Consider the following 16,868-nt stretch of genomic DNA (forward strand, 5'->3'; position numbering starts at 1 on the left):
AGATATTCACCTTCCTTTACTCAGACAAGGATCCTCAGTTTCAACCCTTCCATCTCTAATGTAAATCACTCGGTCGGATTTTGAAGCAACCTCTGGATCATGGGTAGCAATAATGAAGGTCATTCTCATTTGCTGTTTTAAGCGGAAGATAAGGTCAAGAACTTTCTGTCCGGAATCACGATCTAAATTGCCGGTTGGCTCGTCAGCAATGACTAGAGAGGGCTTATTAATCAGAGCTCTTGCAATAGCGACACGTTGCTGTTGTCCGCCGGATAGTTGATTAGGCAGGTGCTTCATCCGATCGCCCATCCCCACAAGCTTCAACATTTCTTCTGCTTTTTTACGTATTTCACTATGTCGGGTGCCTTTGATGCAGAACATGGGAAGCATTACATTTTCAAGAGCGGTCATTGTAGAGATTAGATTGAAGGATTGAAAAACAAACCCAATTTTTTGTGCGCGATAATCAGAAAGTTTTTCTTCAGATAAAGATTCGATTGACTTACCCTCAAGTGCGATTTTCCCTGTACTAGGCTTATCTAGGGATCCCATAATCCCAAGCAGGGTTGATTTTCCGCTGCCGCTGGGTCCCATAATGCTTACAATCTCACTTTTGTAAAACTTCAGATTTATTCCCTTAAGAACAGATATTATGCCGGCTTCGGATTCGTACTCTTTGTTAAGATTTTGGATGGCCAGAATCGGTTGTTCTACAATCAACTGAATTTTCCTTCTTTCTGTTAATTTTTTTAATAAGTAATATGGTGAAATGAAGAATTAATATCACAATCACTATCAAAAGGCCTTTGAAGTTTGTCCAGTTCCAAGAATGAAGGAGGGAAGTAAATGAAAAAATAAAACGTAACATATACATTAAAGCAATGCTGAAAACAATTAAGTATAAAGAGGAATACGCTAAAAATACTTTCTTGTAAGTACTGCTCATATTGATAATATTTAATCTAAATTTCTCGCGGAAAAGTCGTTTCCTACATACATATCCCAATAATCCTTGTTTTACCAATGTAAAAGTTCTAGTATGCAGGTTGGGAATTCCGAGGATATCTGTAAGTACCCAGAAACCATCAAGACGTAATAATGGATTTAGATTGCTAATAATGGAAAGCAAAATAAAATGGTTGGCAGTAAATAGTATATTGCTCCCTGTTATTATAGATGATAATTCATATATAATAAATATCCATAATTGAAAATATATACCTCCAAGGTCGATCACTACTCGCTCTTTTCTACTTGCTTTCCAAGCATCACTCAAATCCACGAAAAGAACAGGGGCTAAAAAAAACAATCCGATCCCCATATCTCTTGGTTTAACATTATATTTAAAAGCCGCCACTGTATGCCCAAATTCATGGAATATAGCCGAAAACAAAATCATGAAAAAAGTAATAATCCAAAAAAGATAAGAACCTAAATCTGCTTTATTTGCAGAAAGACTTAAATTTATTATGTAGTTGTAGAGGGCAATACTCATAAGAACTCCAAAAATACAAATACCTTTTAAAGAAAAAAGATGCTGAAAGGGTTGGGAACAGCCTTCCAGTCGGCTTGCATTTAATAGTGGAGTACGAAAACGGATGGCCGAGGAATGTTCTGCTATTTTTTCGCTCCCTACAACGATACCCTTCTCAGTTAGAAGATGTTCTAATAAATATTGTAGCTCTTCTAAGCGTGGGGCAACTTCATATTTCTCTAATAATTGCTCAGAAATCTCTAAAAGCGACTTTTTTCCGTCCATACAGTTAAAAATGGTTAAAATCTTTTCTGTTACTTTCATTTGTAGACCATTGTCAAAGTGAACTAAATAGCGAGCCCCCTCTTCCCAAACATCCATTTCATGGATAATATAGGGTATCAATTGGGGATATTTTGTTGCTGCTATCGCATTCATAATTATCCCCCTCTTTCTTTAGACGGTACCCAATTCTTCGAAAAGGTGTTTATTATGTTTGATATAAACATCTATTGTTTCATTGGCATAATTACAATAGGGCTTTGTAATATCTCCATTCCTCATTAAATTGGCATAAGCACAACCACCACCACAAAAGAGAGAGATAGAGCATTCCGTGCATTCCTTGGAATCTGTAATTCCCCGGTCCCATTGCTGATGAGCTTCAGAATTCAGCTCATATTTTGGGAAAAATGATCCAACGGCGGTCTCTGCACGGCCTACAGAGTCGGGACAGGCATAGATAAGTCCTTCTGTCCCAAATGAATAGAAACGTTGTTCGCGCGCGCTGCATTCTTTAAAATGTGGAACACTAGTGACCCCCGAGGAAGTACAAGCATCCATATCGTCCATCCTGCTCCAATCAAAAGATCGGATCGTGTTTCTAATTCGTGAGGTGCGCATGTTTATCACTGATCCCAGTCTTGCGTTGTATTTATCAATAAAAGAATCCAAGTCGCCGAACATTTCATATAGGGCTATCAACAGTTCATGTTCAGGTAAGTGGTCGGGCATTGGTTCACTGAAGTGATTAGTAACAGGCGTGACTTGCCAACCAAAGTGGGGGAACTTATTCCAGCCCTTTTGTTCAATGAAATTAGCCAGTTCGACCAGATGACCCAGATTTTCTTTGTTAACATTTGTCCTAGTAGCAACGGCAAAGCCTCGTTCCAGGGCCATATCAATATTTTGGACTATACGATCAAATGTTCCTTGTCCACCAGCCATGATACGCCGTTTATCGTGAACAGCTTTGGGGCCGTCAAGTGAAATTTGAAAGAAATCCCATTGGTCACGGTAAGGTTGAAAAATATCTAAAAATTGATGCAAGAATGTCCCGTTAGTAATAGCGCACATACGGAAACCATATTCATTAACAGCACGTTCTACCACTTCTTTAACTGTATTTTTAGTCTGCGGAAGAAGTGGTTCTCCTCCATATAAAACCATACGATGTTGTGCTCCTATGAAGCGGCCACGATTTTCTTCCATTTTAATAATTTGAGTAATAGCTTCGAACATTTTGGTTATTTCATCTGAGTCTAATGCATGATTATGGTCATGAATTTGATGGCCTTGATAGCAATAGGGGCACCTTAGATTACAAGCATATGTTGTACAAACATTGAAGGTCATACCCCATTTACTCTTTGCCGTCATTTTTTCCATTGCATCTTTAACTTTAAAAAGTATTTGTTGTTCTTCTGCAAGGCTATGAAAGATATACCCTCTTTTTTTGAAAAAAGTAAGTAGTTCAACCTCATCTTGATTATCTCGTTGCAGATTAGTCTGTTCAATCCGATCTAGCCGTTCCTTTACTAGACCATCCACTACATCTACTGCTCCACTAAGAGAATTAATCAAGATATAATTCCCATTGTTAATAGGATGAATAGAATTATATGTGCTTTTGATCATGATTTAACCTCCTCGTATTGTGCAGCTTCCTCCTGCAATTCGTGTAGATATTGACCAAGCATGTTCTTTGCATCCGGACAACAAGGAAGGTCCAGATCTCCGTATGTTGATAAAGCTTGTGCAGCGCAGCCGCCGCCGCAAATCATTGCTGCAGAGCAGTCTTTGCATTTGGGTATTTGTAGAACATTAAAATTTCTCCATTGGTCAAAAACGGGTTCCTTCGTAAAAACAGGGGAGAACTGGCCGATGCGATATTCTGATTTTCCCACTAAATCCGGACATGCATACATATTATTATCAGGTCCAAAAGCATAGGTTTTTCCTTCAGTAGCCTCACAGTAGACAAGTTGTGGCGAAATAATCCCAACTCTATCTTGTAATTCAGGATCAAGTAACATGCCTGTCCGGAAGAAACGGAACATTTCAGGACTAAGGCCGATCTTCTTTTGTTTTTCAAGTTCTGTAAAGTTAGGGACGTGTCGGATTAAAGACTTTGCAATCTCATAACCTTTCATCAAAGTAGAACTCAGACCTAGACAAGTATGATCTGTTACAGGAGCAAAGGTTATTGAGAAGGAAGGATGCCCGAAGAAGCCGCATTGATGATAGTACTTTATTAACTCAGGTACAGTTTTAATATTAGTTTGATCTATATTAATCCGGATCATAACAGGGATGTTACGGTTTAATAATTCATTAACGCCTTGGTGTATCCGTTGAAATGTACCCTGTCCTCCAGATAAAAAGCGCCGACTATCATGTATTTCCTCAGGGCCATCGACAGAAACCATAACACTTAAACAATCGCGAAAGCGTTCTAAAATGTCGGCGTAAGCTTTCAAGTGATAACCATTTGTATTACAACCGATTATAAAATTTCGTTTTTCCGCTTCTTCGCAGATTTTTTCTACCATGTTCTTGGCGGGAGGTAAGAGGGGCTCACCTCCGAATAGGTTAATTAATCCTTTGTCCATTCCGCTTTCTTTATGCAGAATATCAATTGCGGAAAACGCATGCTCTATTTGTTCTTCGGTAATGAAGCGTGTACTCTCATGAAGCAAATGATCTTCAAAGCAATATGTACAACGAAAATTGCAGGCATAAGTCGGACAAATAATATAATGCATGAATTGATCATAATTCATGATTTGTGATGCTTGGTTTAATCGTCGCTCCTTATCTTCATTATTCTCAAAAATGTAGCCTCTCCTCAATAAGAACTCGATATCGTCTTCTTTAAGCTCAGGCGGGTAATTAGATAGTTCCCAACTCTCTGCTGAATCCAGTAAATCAAGCATTTCTGCAGAGAAAAAATCTACAGCACCTGTCAAAGTATTGATAACAAGGTTTTTTTCATCAAACTCATATCTTAAATGGTATTTATTTACTATCATGATATTTTCACCTCTATACAATTTTGGAATTATTAAAAAATATTGTTTAATTGTATAATTTATTGTGAATCACTTATATTGGGTATTAAAGAATTATTCGTAAAAAAAAGCCGCAGAGAACGGCTTTTTTCATCGACTCAAATTTGGAAACAACAATTCCAGCAACAAAGATTAATACAGGCCATTTCGTCACGATTTTCCAATGTTTCTACCTGATCAAATAATTCTGTCCATAGATCCTTGTCGTCGTTCACGGAGCGAGTTTTGAATTGATTTTCACTCGACATATGTAAACCTCCTTTATATTATTTTTATCTAGAAGAAAGATGCTTTTAGATAAAATTGTTAACCCAAACCTAATGACATCCATTGATTCTTTAGATACCCTAATAACCCATTTATTTACAATGTTATTCTATAATTTTAAATCTACTTATTATGTGAATTTAGTCACAAAATCAAAACTCTTCCAAAATTTTCGAAATAAATGTATTAAATCTCAGTGAGGAATTTAAGTTGAGGGAATTCCTGCTCACTAGAGATGCGGTAAACTAGATGCCTTGACTACTAATATTTGCATTAAATATTACCTAAATCGTATTTATCGAGGAGGAAATAACAGGAACAAAATTGAAAAAGTATACCCTATAGCAGCACTGACCGGGAGGATGGCATGCAATTTCAACCAATTTATTATAATGGGGAATTATTTCTACCGAAGATCGAATTAAATATGACACCGAACCAATCGGTTGGCATCATAACGGACTTGAAGCGAAAGCAGCTTTTAATGAATCAATTAGGGGATCATTCCCAATATTATTTATTTCGGGCTGGGCAAAACGAGTATATGCGTTTAACGGTGGAGGAACTAATCACTTTTCTAATCAGAGTAACAGAGAGGAATGAGCGTACCGCTTCGTTGATAGATTATTTTGCTTTAAAAGAAGAACGGAAGGTAAAGATCAAGGATCTAAGCTCATCGAAAAGGATGTATGTGACATTGCTGCGTGTCTTTTTTGCGCATCAGCCTACACTTGTACTGGAGGAACCCTATTTTTACTTGGAAGAGCAAGATTGTCGTCAACTCAAACGGATTCTGGATGATCTTTCTCAAGAAAAGCAGATTTTAATTTTAACTTCGAATTTAGAGGATGCCCTTATTTCCTGTGATGCCATTTATCGGTTGAACGAATCGGGATTTCATCCATTGGATATTCGGGACTTCGACGAGGATAAGCAGGAAGTACAGAAACAAGACGAGGCCAATATAACCTTGCAGAAGATCTCTACCAAAAGAAATGATAAAGTGATTTTATTTAATCCGCCTGAAATTGATTTTATAGAAAGTGTAGAGGGGTCAATCCTTGTTCATGTGGGCGGTGAAAATTATGACTGTGCGTTGACGCTGACCGAGCTCGAGCAGCGATTATTAAATTTCGGTTTTTTTAGGTGTCACCGATCCTACATTGTTAATCTGCAAAAAGTAAGAGAGATTATTACATGGACGAAAAATAGCTACAGCTTGCGATTAAATACAGGTCAAGATGCCGTGGTTCCGTTATCCCGTTCAAAATTGCCTGATTTAAAAGCACTTCTTAACATTTAAAGGGTACCATTCAGGCGCTTACAGCTACATTTCGGCGCGTTTTGATGGCAGGAAGCATGTAATCTGTATATGTTTAAGCCATCAACACTAAGGATGTGGAGTTAATGAATGTTATCCGGGTAGAACGTATCCGTAAGAGATTTGGAGAAAAGGATGCGTTAGCAGATGTTTCTTTTTCAATTCCTAAGGGTGAAATTTTTGGTTTCCTTGGCCCGAGTGGCTCAGGCAAAACAACATTAATCAAGATTCTAACGGCACAGTTAAATCCGACAAGTGGACAGGCAAGTGTATTTGACCAGCCGGCGGAGATGATGCAGCAGTCTGCTCAGAAGATGCGTTTTGGCATTTTGACGGATAACAGTGGTCTATATGAGAGGTTAAGTATTGAGGAAAATCTGGAGCTGTATCGTAAGTTATATGATCTTCCCAAATCTGCGGTCGACAAGGTGCTGCAGTTTGTAAACTTAAGCGGGGAGCGCAAAAAGAAAGCCAATCTCTTATCCAAAGGGATGCGTCAGCGTGCCATGCTGGCATGCGCGATTATCCATGAGCCGGAATTATTATTTCTGGATGAACCTACTTCAGCTCTAGATCCGGTAAACACAGCACATATTTATAAAGGCTTACGCTACTTAAATGAGAAAGGAACAACGATTTTTCTGACTACGCATGATATGTCTGAAGCAGAATTGATATGCAACCGTGTAGCGATTCTGTATCAGGGTCAAATCAAAACAATGGGCTCACCAAAGGAACTTAAGCGACAGCACCGGGAGAACGTAATTTGTGTGGACTTAATCAATGGGGAAACCTACGAGCTCCCGATCGATGAGGGGACGGCTGATCAAATCGCGGATTGGATGAAGCGGGGGCTAATTGACCGGTTAGAGACGAAAGAGCCAAGTCTTGGTGATATCTTTATTAAAATGACAGGAAGTGAGCTACTATGAGTATCTCATACAAACGTGCCCGGGCGATATTTGTGAAGGATTACAAAGAGTTTTCACGTAACTACGCACTGTCCATTATGCTGATTTTTCCTATTATTATCGCTCTGATTTTCAAGAGGGCAGGTGCGTCTTTACCTGGAGCCAGCGGTTTTCTTTTTAATAGTTCGTTTGTATTGCTAACATGTTTCGCACAAGCCTGCTTGATTGCGGAAGAGAAGGAGCGTAACACTTTACGGTCATTAATGATGACACCGGCTACGACCATGGATGTACTAATCGGTAAAAGCAGTTTGGTCTTTGTCATGTCTGCTGTTGTTCTCGCTATTTCTACATTATTATTTGGCTATGAGCCAGCTAATATATGGGCGTTTGTGGCAGTAATCATTCTTTCGATTATTCTGTACACTGCAGCCGGGACGATCTGCGGTTTATTCTCCAAGACGTTGCTTGAAGCCTCATTATCTATACTCCCTGTGGCGTTCATATTTATGGGGGCACCGTGGGGAGAAGTACTAGCGAAGGATTATCCGGTCTTCAAAGTGCTGGATTACATGCCAAGCAGTCAGCTTGTGCATCTGCTGGGTCTAAGCAATACAGGTTATACGACGGGCGATGTAGTGAAACCACTCCTCATTAATTTGTCATGGACGGTTGTGCTAACAGTAGTGTCTGTCATTTTGTATCAGCGGCGGTTGAAGGACGAGTAAGGGAGCTCTGAAGGGACTTTAGCCAGCCTTGGGTGGGTCTTTGGTAGGGTTGAAACAAGCGGCCGACTGAGACTATACGACGATTATTTTCCAATTGAGGCTGTGATGTTGTCATGACGGGGCCTGCCGGGTAATAAAGATGATTAGAACTTTCAAATTTGGCTGATTTTGGATTAGGAGCCAAGGAAACGGGGGAAAGATCATGGCGGCACAGACAGTATCAGGCATCAGCTCCGTACAGACCATTGCGGCCTACGGCGGTACACAGAGTGATGTCAGTTCTCTGGAGAAACAGCGAAACCGGCTGATGATGGAACTGGATAAAGTGAATGCGGCACAAGGAAGTGAGATGCAGACTCCTTATCGCAGGGAGCAGCTGCAGCGGCAAATCCGGCTGCTGGAGTCCCAACTGGTACAGAAAAGCGGGAGCAGTACCTCCGTAAATTTTGTGCCTGCTTCTCCGCTTCAAGATCACCTCCCCCTTTGGGCAAATGAAGGAAAGGGAGGCCTCAAGGGCATCGGCCTGACTGATCCCCGGACGGCGACGGTGGACGCGGAGGGTCATTTCGACGCGTTAATTTAGGCAAGCGAGCGAAGGTCCGGAAAGCGTCAGGTGATGAACCGACGGTCCATAATCATGAGGCTAGCTAGCCGAGCTTCCACCGAGAAGACCCGCAGCACGGTAAAAACAACAAAATAGGCGAGAGGGAAGCTTCAACACTTCCTCCTCGCCTATTTGTGTTCATGCAGTTGCTTAGGGTTCAACTACTTTATTCTGGTGTTCCTTGGGTTACCCCATGGATATACGAGAGCGTTGGGGAATCGACGGCCCCTTGTCCCGGATTATAGGTGAAGGAGTACTCGATGGTATCCCCGTGTTGCAGGTGATTTACAGGGTAGGTATAGTTACCGTTCCCTGCCGGGGTCATGGCTACGTTTAGCTGCCCACCGTTATTCAGCTTATAGTGTAAGTCGGCAAAGGTTGCGCCGTTCACATAGAACAGCAGGTCATCGCCTATTTTCTTCAGGCCCCGCACCTCATCGCCGACGATGATAACACCGGATGATGCTGCCGGTACAACAGTGAGGGTGGAGAAGGCTGTTTTATTACCGTCGGCTGTTGTAGCCGTTACGGTTGTTGTGCCTGGAGTGAGTCCCGTCACGAGACCGTTCGGATTCACGGAAGCGACGCTGGTACCTGATACGGTCCAAGTGACCTGCTTATTGGTTGCATTAGACGGGGCAACATTGGCGTTCAACTGCACAGTCTGTCCGACCTCCACCTGCGCAGTGGTTTGATTCAGAGAAATACCGGTAACCGGCACGTTTACCGGATTCTCGCTGTTGCCTTCTTTATAGACACGAACATAATCCACTTGCATTGTTGCAGGAATATCCGACGGATCTGGGGTATGGCCGCTGTCGAAGTACCCGCCGATCGCCAGATTCATAATGATGTAGAAGGGTTGATCGAATGGGGCGTTCGGATTGTTAGGTGCAGCTACGGAATACCATTGATCTCTACTGACTTTAAAGAAGAACTTGCCGTCCACATACCATTTCATATTATCTTCTTCCCAGATCATGGAGTACACATGATAATCATTGGCGAAGGTCTGACCTTCAGGGAAGTGATATTCACCAGCAATATATCTGTTTACAGGCCATTGTCCGCCAAAGTGTATGGCCCCGCTGGTCGTGCCGGGCAAGCGTCCTTTGGCTTCCATAATATCAATTTCCCCGGATGCGGCCCACGCTCCATAAGCGGCATCTTCCGGAAGCATCCAAAGTGCTGGCCAAACGCCGTTACCTGTAGGCAGCTTAGCACGAATATCTACTCTGCCGTACTGGAAGGACAGCTGATCTTTGGTGTTAATCTTGCCGGATGAGTACTGGGCATACCGGCTTGGGTCCTGTGGAAAGGATTTTGAATCGTTCAAAGCTCTGATATTCAGCTTTCCGTCCTGTACAAATACATTTTGTGTACTGTCTGTATAGTGCTGCAGTTCCGCGTTGCCCCAGCCCCAGCTATTCGGATCGTCAGTAATATAATAACCTTGTTCGTAGCTCCATTTGCTCGTATCGAGTGCTGTTCCGTTAAATTCATCCTGCCAAATGAGATTCATGCCCTCTATCGCCGGGTCGTTTGGTGTTCCGATGGCAATGTCATCATGATCGGATACATCCGGACGTGGGGCATCTGGATTACCAATAAAGGTATAGTTGACGTAATTGTTGCCGACACTTCCGCCCGCCTGTCCATTTAATGGATAGCCAATACGGATTTGCACATCCTCTTGGACAGGCTGGAACCAAAGCCCATAGATGTAGTCAGCCCAATATCCCCACTGGTTGGCATCGGACATGTTGTTATAGCCATTGCCGGCGTATACAAATCCGCTCTGGCTGGAATCACTCATAGCAACCCATTGTCCGTTGATGTTAATTTGGTATACGTAATTTCCTAGTTCAGTGCCTATTGGAGCGCCCCCATCAATCTTAGGTAGCGGTACACCTATTACACCTTTTGCATCTGCGGTAAAGGTCGTTCCCTCATAAGGAGTTAAGACATATGAATTTCTTACAGGTTTATTAAAGGTGAGGGTATAAACGACGTTAGCCGTTGAGGTTTTCGATTCTAACTTGACGTTGATAGACTCTGTTACGGTGAACCAGTAGCCACCGCCGCCTTCGGTGAATTGTCCGAAGTTGTTATCATAGATCCAGCCGCTGGCTGCATTATTGTCAATATCAATCCATGTACTGCTGCTTACAGGTTTTACATATACCTTCAGATCTTCAGCTACGGCTTCATAGGTAACGGCCGGATCATTGTTGAAGGTAGGATAAGTAAAGCCTGCACTTCCTGTAAATCCTGCTGAAATCTGCGGCCCTTGTGTAGGGGCCATAGCAGTAATGGTCGTTTTGTTTATGTTTTGAAATACCAGGGTGTAATCAAGTGTAACTCCATTAGCCTTGGAGAACAGCTGAATCTCCGTTGTTGCGGAGAGAGTGAACCAATAGCCATTCAAGCCACCGTCGCTCCAGTGTCCCCAGTTTTGGTTGTAGGTATAGCCGCCTGCATTGTCAATATCCACCCAGTTTCCAGCAACTTTTACTTTTACACCGACGTCATCGGAAACATCATTCCAGGTGGCAGAGCCCCCATTGAATGTAGGCATGACGAAACCATAGCTAGCTTGCCCAACCCCTGATTTTGAGATGACAGGACCGTCTGCCGCTGAAAAGTAAGACATAGAGGTAACTGTGGTTCCTGCTGCCTGCACCTTCGAAGTCGGCAATAGACCAACCCCGGCCAACAGTACTACTGCTAAAAACAAACTAAATACCTTCTGCTTAAAACCACTTTCCGTATCGTAAAGTCGTTTCATACTTGCCCTCCTTTAATAAAATAATGAAGAAACGAAACCGCTTACATTTAGGATCATCTCTATTCTATCGAATATAATAATCAGCTAAAAGGTACAATTATTTTTGTTCTAACCCAATTTTTTGGCTTTTGATTATTTATAGCGCTGTGTCACGGTACTTTTCCTCGCTGTCGTGCTTCCGGCGCATCATTTGCCGGTATTCTGTGGGCTGCATGTCCATGACATCCCGAAATGATCGTGTAAAACTTTTGTAGCTTTCATACCCTACCATGGTGGCTACCTCTACAATTTTATGATCGGTTTCGGCCAGCAGCCGCCGGGCTTTATCCAGGCGCACATCGCGCAAGTATTCTGCAAAGCCTTTGCCGATATTTTTTTTGAACAGGTTAGAAAAATAGGCATAATTAAGCGACACGTGGTTCGATACCATCGCGAGATCCAGGGGTTTATGATAGCTTTCGTGTATAAAGCGTATGGCTTCATTCAAATCTTGCGAGTTGCGATAGCTGCACTTATATTCATAATAAAATTGGTTCAGCCGAAGCAGCTGTTGTTGCAGCGCCTGAATATAATCGCGAATACCCGGATAATCGAATAGATTACGTAAACATTCGATGTCCAGCGCTTCTTCCCCCATGTACGGGCGGATCACACGCACAGATTCCTCCAGCATCTGTACAATGGCACGGCATAGCTGCTGTGTGTATTGGATGTGATAGCGTTGCAATGTATCTTTGTGAAATATCATAGAAATGCCTTGGGTGATTGTACCGCTGTTTTTGGTGCCGATTAACTGGAACAGGGCATATAACTCCTCATAGGGAAGCTCCCACTGCTGCTCCAGTCGTTCAATATGTGTTGGCAAAATGCAGCTCTTCTCTGGAAACAGGTAACTGTGGCGATAGAGCTCCAACGCTTGTGTATAGCTGCGGGGCAACTCCTTCAATCCTTGCTGCGGGCTGGTCATGGCAGTAATGGCATCTATCTGTCCTGCTTTGAGGGCGGCCGGGAAGGCTCCCGTATCTACGGCCGCATCAACCGCGAGAATCAGGTACGGGCGGTGTTGCAGGCATATACACCCTCGTCTGCCATACACACGGTAGGCAAGGGATTCCATACTGTGGCTACTGTCGGCCCCCGGTTGGTTAATCCATAATTCCTCCCGCAGCAGACACAGGCGGTAATTACTCCACAACTCTGGATTCTGTTGCTGGGTCTGGAGAACCCACGCTTCATCAATCATTGCACCCTGCATGAACATACTCAGTTCTTTGCGGTCTGTCTCCCGGGCGCGGCGGGAGATATGCTCCATATTACGCGAGAGCGCCTGCCGTGTTTTTATCTCATTTGCTACATGTTCTACTGCGGTTTGCAGATCTTCACGTTTCACAGGTTTGAGCAGGTAGCCTTTTGCTCCAAGTTCGATGGCTTTTTGAGCATAGGCAAAATCACTATAGCCGCTAATAATCAGGTAATCTACCTCAATATGCTCCTGTTTGCTCTTCGCCATCAGCGTCAGTCCATCCATATCGGGCATCCTGATATCAGTAATCACCAGTTGGATGGTGTGCTGACTCAATATATCTAAGGCCTCAATTCCGTTTACTGCACAGTAAATATTGTCCAGCTGCAGCGGAAATTGACGCAGCATCGCCTGCAGCCCATCACGAATGTGCTTTTGATCGTCCACAATTAGAATATTGATCATGCCCTACCATCCTCCAAGATTCACATTTTCCCAAGGCAAACGTATGGTTACACAAGTATAGGCACCCTGCACACTGTCAATCCAAAGACCGCAGTTCTTACCATAATGAAGCTGTATGCGCTTATGCACGTTCTCCAAGCCCAGTCCGTTTTTGCTGGTAACAATCGGTGAATCTGAGTCGCCCCGCAGCACAGCCTGCAGACTGGACAGCATTTCCGGGTCAACACCTGCGCCATCATCTCGTATCTCAATTAGCAGAAGGCTTTCATTTTCTACCGATACGGTAATATGGATACGTACGCTGCCGCCCGAGGGCGCTGCATGATGAACGGCATTTTCGACGATGGGCTGCATGCACATTTTAGGAATTGTATAACGCAGTACCTCCTGCGGGAGATCCGCCGTCAACTCAATGCTGCCACCCTCCATAAAGTTTATGAATCGGACATAGCTGTGTATGTTGGCAAGTTCTTCGCTAAGCGCAACCGTATCGCTGCGCCATTGCATGCTGTATCGCAGTTGTGAGCCTAAAGACACCAACGCTTCGGCGATAGCGGGCTGTCGCTGAACCTCCGCGAGCATACGGATGGATTCCAGCGCGTTATATAAAAAGTGTGAATTGATCTGCGAATGCAGCGAGTGCAGCTGTGCATTTTTGGCAATCAGCTGCTTATCTACCACTTGGGTCATCAAATGTTTGATTTCGTCCAACATATTATTGTAGCTGACGGCCACCTCGTCGATTTCGTCACCGGTTTCGTTTTTATCCAGGCCGGTATCAATTTTCGCATCCAGTTGGCCTTGCCGCACCTTGCGCATAGAAGCCAGCACCCTGTCGAGCCGGCGGAAAATGCGCCGAGTGGTATGTGAAACGAGCAGTAACATTAGCAGCAATATACACAATGTGATCGCTACTACGAGCAAATACCAGCTTCGTGGGCCTTTCATCAGCGCTTGATGAGAGGCAATATCCACTACATAGGCGTTCAGTGGGGCGATGTAGCGATACAACGCGTAGTAAGTATGGTCGCCTACCTTGACCTTAATGGGGCTACTCTGCTGCAGCACATCCAGCCGCTGGTGAATGCTACCTAGAATGTTATCCAATTCCTCACCGGCATTTTGTGAAAAGATATGCTCAGGATTGTATACAGATCGGGAAGAGTCGGCTCCATCCATCACTACAGAAAAGAAATCCCCCCCGCTATCCTCAAGCAGGTCACTGAAAAAGACGCTATGCTGGGCGCGGATTTCCATAATGGTAGGGAGTTTCTGCTGTTGCCCCTGAAGGCGTACCAGCCGGTAATAGGATAGCGTATGCTCTCCATCTTTAAAAGCAAATAAGCGGTATGCCGCACCGCCTTCCTCCCGAAGTGTCACCCAGTAGTCCTTCGGCCAGAACTTGTCATAATGGTAGATTTCAGGCCAAATCTCAAATAGGTTTGGATTATCGACATAGAAACTTAGCTCGCTGATCATCTCGTAGCTTTGAATGATATTATGCATTTGCTCAAATTGATTTTGTCTAAATTTTACGAGACGCAGGCCATCCCCGCGCATATTGGAGTGAATAAAATCTACAAATGCCTTTTGATTCAGCGCAGTAGAGGAAGCGTTCTCAATAATGCCCATTTTGCTGCGCAGTTGTTCGTTAATTCGTGAGACATGGCTGCTGCCGGTAGCCATAGCGTCCTTGTATAGCTGACTTTCCTGTGTGCGGATAAATAAAAAGGATACCACAATCGCAGGGATGGCAATCATCATGCTAAAAGCCAGAAACAACTTTTGGGAGATTCGGGAATTACGGTACAGCTTCCTCATTTTAGTCAGCAGATACTTCATTTAAGTAGCCTCCTACCCTTGTAATATACCATATATTACAAACTGCCCGGTAGGTAACTAGGCTGTTTTGTTAAATGGTTAAAGAAGCGAAAAAGGGAATACCGGCCACCCTTTCGGTGGCCGGCAGCAATCTTAATACGGGCATTATTACTCTGCCATTTTGGATTTTCGCACATCCAGTTCAGCCTGGCGGTATTCCATCACCTTGCCAAAGTTGTAATTCTCGCGGCGGTCAAGGAAATTGTCGAAGATTTTATCAAATTCAGCCTCATTTTTGGCCGTAATTAGCTCAGGGAGTACTTCCTCCCAATTTTGCGAAATACGGGACCAGGCTACCGACACATCAGAATCGCCCTGTGGATCTAAGCCCTTATAGATACCGCTATCAATATCGGCCTGCTTATTGGCGAAGTCTTCCATTTGCTTAATGACAGGAGATTTCTCCGGTCTCCACTGGTTGACGATTACAGGGTTTCGCATCATCCAATAGGTATCCATGATGCCGTATTCTTTCTCCAGCTTCTCAATATCAGTGTCGAGTAATTTTACCATTTCAGGCTTCAGTTGCGGCTTGCCATCTACCATCTCCCATGTTTCGCCTTCCTTGCCAAGGAACAAATCTCGTTGGCCTTCTTCGCTGGCCAGATAGGTCAAAAAGCGGATGGCTCGTTCAGGGTTTTCGGTTGATTTGCTAATCATCGTCACCATCCAGCCGTCCATGTTGCCAGGGAATAACTTAGGGTTATCGCCCTTGCTGTTCTTTGGCCCATCGACTGCGATGTAGTAAGAGTCCGGGTTGCCGCTAGCAGCCAGCATAGGATTGACAGCCGACATACCGGTCCACTCGCGGACCATCATGAAATAGCGGGCGTTGTTTGTTTTTTCCTCTACCTGAGTATCGGAATCCACCAGGAAATCCACATTAATCAACCCGCGCTCGTAAGCCGTACGGAAGGTTTTTAGCCAGGCAATATAATCGGGATCGGTAATGCGGTCGTATACTTTTCCGTCTTTCTCATGCGGAACGGCCAGTAGGTTCTGCAGATATTCGGTCATCCCGTAAGGGACGTTCCCTTGTGCAAAAAAGGGACTGATGGGCTGGCCTTTATATTGGGAGTACTTATCCTTTACCAGTTGCAGTGCGTTCAGAAAGCCCTCTGGAGTGCTAAGGTCCGGGCTGCCCATCTCCTCATACAGATCTTTCCGCACCAGGAAAGTCTGGTTAGCCGCCGTCATGCCAGTTTCATGCATCAGGTTGGGGCTATATGAATCATTCGGAACGCCATAGGTATTGCCATTTTCTTGACGATACCACTTCAGTGTACCGTCCCCGGCCACCTTGAAGAAGTAAGGGTCATACTTGTCAGCTAATTCATTTAAGGCGTAGACATGATCGCCTTCCCACAGCTTTTTGACAGCGGTTTCCCACGAACCCATTGATATCAAGTCTGGCAGCTTGCCCGAGGTCATCATCAGGGTAATATGTTCATTGGCTTCACCGGAAGGTACTTCAAGCTTGATGTTTACGCCTGTTTTTTCCGTTACGTACTTGGAGGTCAAGCTGTCTCCCCAAGTGTGGGCATACCAGTTAGCACCTACGAACCAGGTTAAATCAACAGGGCTGGTATCCAGCTTCCATGCCGGATCATCGGGATTGAGCTTTGCTTCACTCGGGGGCGGCTGTGTACTATCTGTAGGCTGTGGTGTCGGCTTATTTTCACTATTCGCTGAATTGGAACACGCGGCTATGCCTAGCATCAGGCTTGCGGCCAGAACGAGGGTCAACCCCGGCTTAATGAGATTACGTTTCATGACATAATCATCCTTTCTTTGCTGCTTCTGAATTTTTGAATACCAGTTTCTAGACACTCACAC

Annotated in this window: 12 protein-coding genes; 4 read left to right on the forward strand and 8 right to left on the reverse strand. The window is 43.9% G+C overall.

The annotated features are described in order from the left end of the window. Positions 1–6: 6 nt before the first annotated feature. The 4 genes from MHH49_RS10280 to MHH49_RS10295 are packed head-to-tail and all read right to left on the reverse strand — an operon-like array spanning position 7 to position 4,785. Positions 7–720 (reverse strand): ABC transporter ATP-binding protein, encoded by a 714-nt coding sequence (locus tag MHH49_RS10280; RefSeq protein WP_036682398.1) that lies wholly within the window; start codon positions 718–720, stop codon positions 7–9. Then, positions 680–1,912, reverse strand: a complete 1,233-nt coding sequence (locus MHH49_RS10285; RefSeq protein WP_051491237.1) for a hypothetical protein — start codon at positions 1,910–1,912, stop codon at positions 680–682. The genes MHH49_RS10280 and MHH49_RS10285 overlap by 41 nt, the downstream gene beginning before the upstream one ends. 18 nt (positions 1,913–1,930) lie before the next feature. Further along, positions 1,931–3,391, reverse strand: coding sequence for a radical SAM/SPASM domain-containing protein (locus MHH49_RS10290; protein WP_036682397.1), 1,461 nt, complete (start codon positions 3,389–3,391; stop codon positions 1,931–1,933). After that, a complete protein-coding gene (locus MHH49_RS10295) occupies positions 3,388–4,785 on the reverse strand; it encodes a radical SAM/SPASM domain-containing protein (protein ID WP_036682396.1) in 1,398 nt (465 codons plus the stop codon). The genes MHH49_RS10290 and MHH49_RS10295 overlap by 4 nt, the downstream gene beginning before the upstream one ends. A gap of 673 nt (positions 4,786–5,458) precedes the next feature. Here MHH49_RS10295 and MHH49_RS10300 point away from each other — a divergent pair. The 4 genes from MHH49_RS10300 (at position 5,459) to MHH49_RS10315 (ending at position 8,634) form a co-directional block, all read left to right on the forward strand. Then, entirely contained in the window at positions 5,459–6,394 is a 936-nt protein-coding gene (locus MHH49_RS10300) for a LytTR family transcriptional regulator DNA-binding domain-containing protein (protein ID WP_036682395.1), read from the forward strand. Between the two features lie 104 nt (positions 6,395–6,498). Further along, positions 6,499–7,344: an ABC transporter ATP-binding protein gene (locus MHH49_RS10305; protein WP_036682393.1), complete on the forward strand. Its 846-nt coding sequence runs from the start codon at positions 6,499–6,501 to the stop codon at positions 7,342–7,344. Further along, a complete protein-coding gene (locus MHH49_RS10310) occupies positions 7,341–8,051 on the forward strand; it encodes an ABC transporter permease (protein ID WP_036682392.1) in 711 nt (236 codons plus the stop codon). Before MHH49_RS10305 ends, MHH49_RS10310 begins: the two co-directional genes overlap by 4 nt. A gap of 202 nt (positions 8,052–8,253) precedes the next feature. Beyond that, the gene (locus tag MHH49_RS10315; RefSeq protein WP_036682390.1) at positions 8,254–8,634 is read left to right on the forward strand and encodes a FlxA-like family protein; all 381 of its coding nucleotides are present in this window, start codon (positions 8,254–8,256) and stop codon (positions 8,632–8,634) included. 187 nt (positions 8,635–8,821) lie between these two features. Here the strand turns inward: MHH49_RS10315 and MHH49_RS10320 are convergent, their stop codons facing one another. The 4 genes from MHH49_RS10320 to MHH49_RS10335 form a co-directional block, all read right to left on the reverse strand. Then, positions 8,822–11,443, reverse strand: a complete 2,622-nt coding sequence (locus MHH49_RS10320; RefSeq protein ID WP_341138115.1) for a family 16 glycosylhydrolase — start codon at positions 11,441–11,443, stop codon at positions 8,822–8,824. A gap of 136 nt (positions 11,444–11,579) precedes the next feature. Further along, entirely contained in the window at positions 11,580–13,151 is a 1,572-nt protein-coding gene (locus MHH49_RS10325) for a response regulator transcription factor (protein WP_036682386.1), read from the reverse strand. 3 nt (positions 13,152–13,154) lie between these two features. After that, complete coding sequence (locus MHH49_RS10330; protein WP_036682384.1) at positions 13,155–14,993, reverse strand: sensor histidine kinase; 1,839 nt, start codon at positions 14,991–14,993, stop codon at positions 13,155–13,157. 147 nt (positions 14,994–15,140) lie between these two features. Then, a complete protein-coding gene (locus tag MHH49_RS10335; protein ID WP_143758639.1) occupies positions 15,141–16,862 on the reverse strand; it encodes an extracellular solute-binding protein in 1,722 nt (573 codons plus the stop codon). Positions 16,863–16,868: the final 6 nt, after the last annotated feature.

Source organism: Paenibacillus sp. FSL F4-0122 (assembly GCF_038002845.1).
GTDB lineage: Bacteria > Bacillota > Bacilli > Paenibacillales > Paenibacillaceae > Paenibacillus_AQ > Paenibacillus_AQ odorifer.

Coding starts and splice junctions, on each gene's coding strand:
- MHH49_RS10330 (WP_036682384.1), bottom strand. CDS start 14,993: ATGAAGTATCTGCTGACTAAAATGAGGAAGCTGTACCGTAATTCCCGA.
- MHH49_RS10300 (WP_036682395.1), top strand. CDS start 5,459: ATGCAATTTCAACCAATTTATTATAATGGGGAATTATTTCTACCGAAG.
- MHH49_RS10290 (WP_036682397.1), bottom strand. CDS start 3,391: ATGATCAAAAGCACATATAATTCTATTCATCCTATTAACAATGGGAAT.
- MHH49_RS10305 (WP_036682393.1), top strand. CDS start 6,499: ATGAATGTTATCCGGGTAGAACGTATCCGTAAGAGATTTGGAGAAAAG.
- MHH49_RS10325 (WP_036682386.1), bottom strand. CDS start 13,151: ATGATCAATATTCTAATTGTGGACGATCAAAAGCACATTCGTGATGGG.
- MHH49_RS10285 (WP_051491237.1), bottom strand. CDS start 1,912: ATGAATGCGATAGCAGCAACAAAATATCCCCAATTGATACCCTATATT.
- MHH49_RS10315 (WP_036682390.1), top strand. CDS start 8,254: ATGGCGGCACAGACAGTATCAGGCATCAGCTCCGTACAGACCATTGCG.
- MHH49_RS10310 (WP_036682392.1), top strand. CDS start 7,341: ATGAGTATCTCATACAAACGTGCCCGGGCGATATTTGTGAAGGATTAC.
- MHH49_RS10295 (WP_036682396.1), bottom strand. CDS start 4,785: ATGATAGTAAATAAATACCATTTAAGATATGAGTTTGATGAAAAAAAC.
- MHH49_RS10320 (WP_341138115.1), bottom strand. CDS start 11,443: ATGAAACGACTTTACGATACGGAAAGTGGTTTTAAGCAGAAGGTATTT.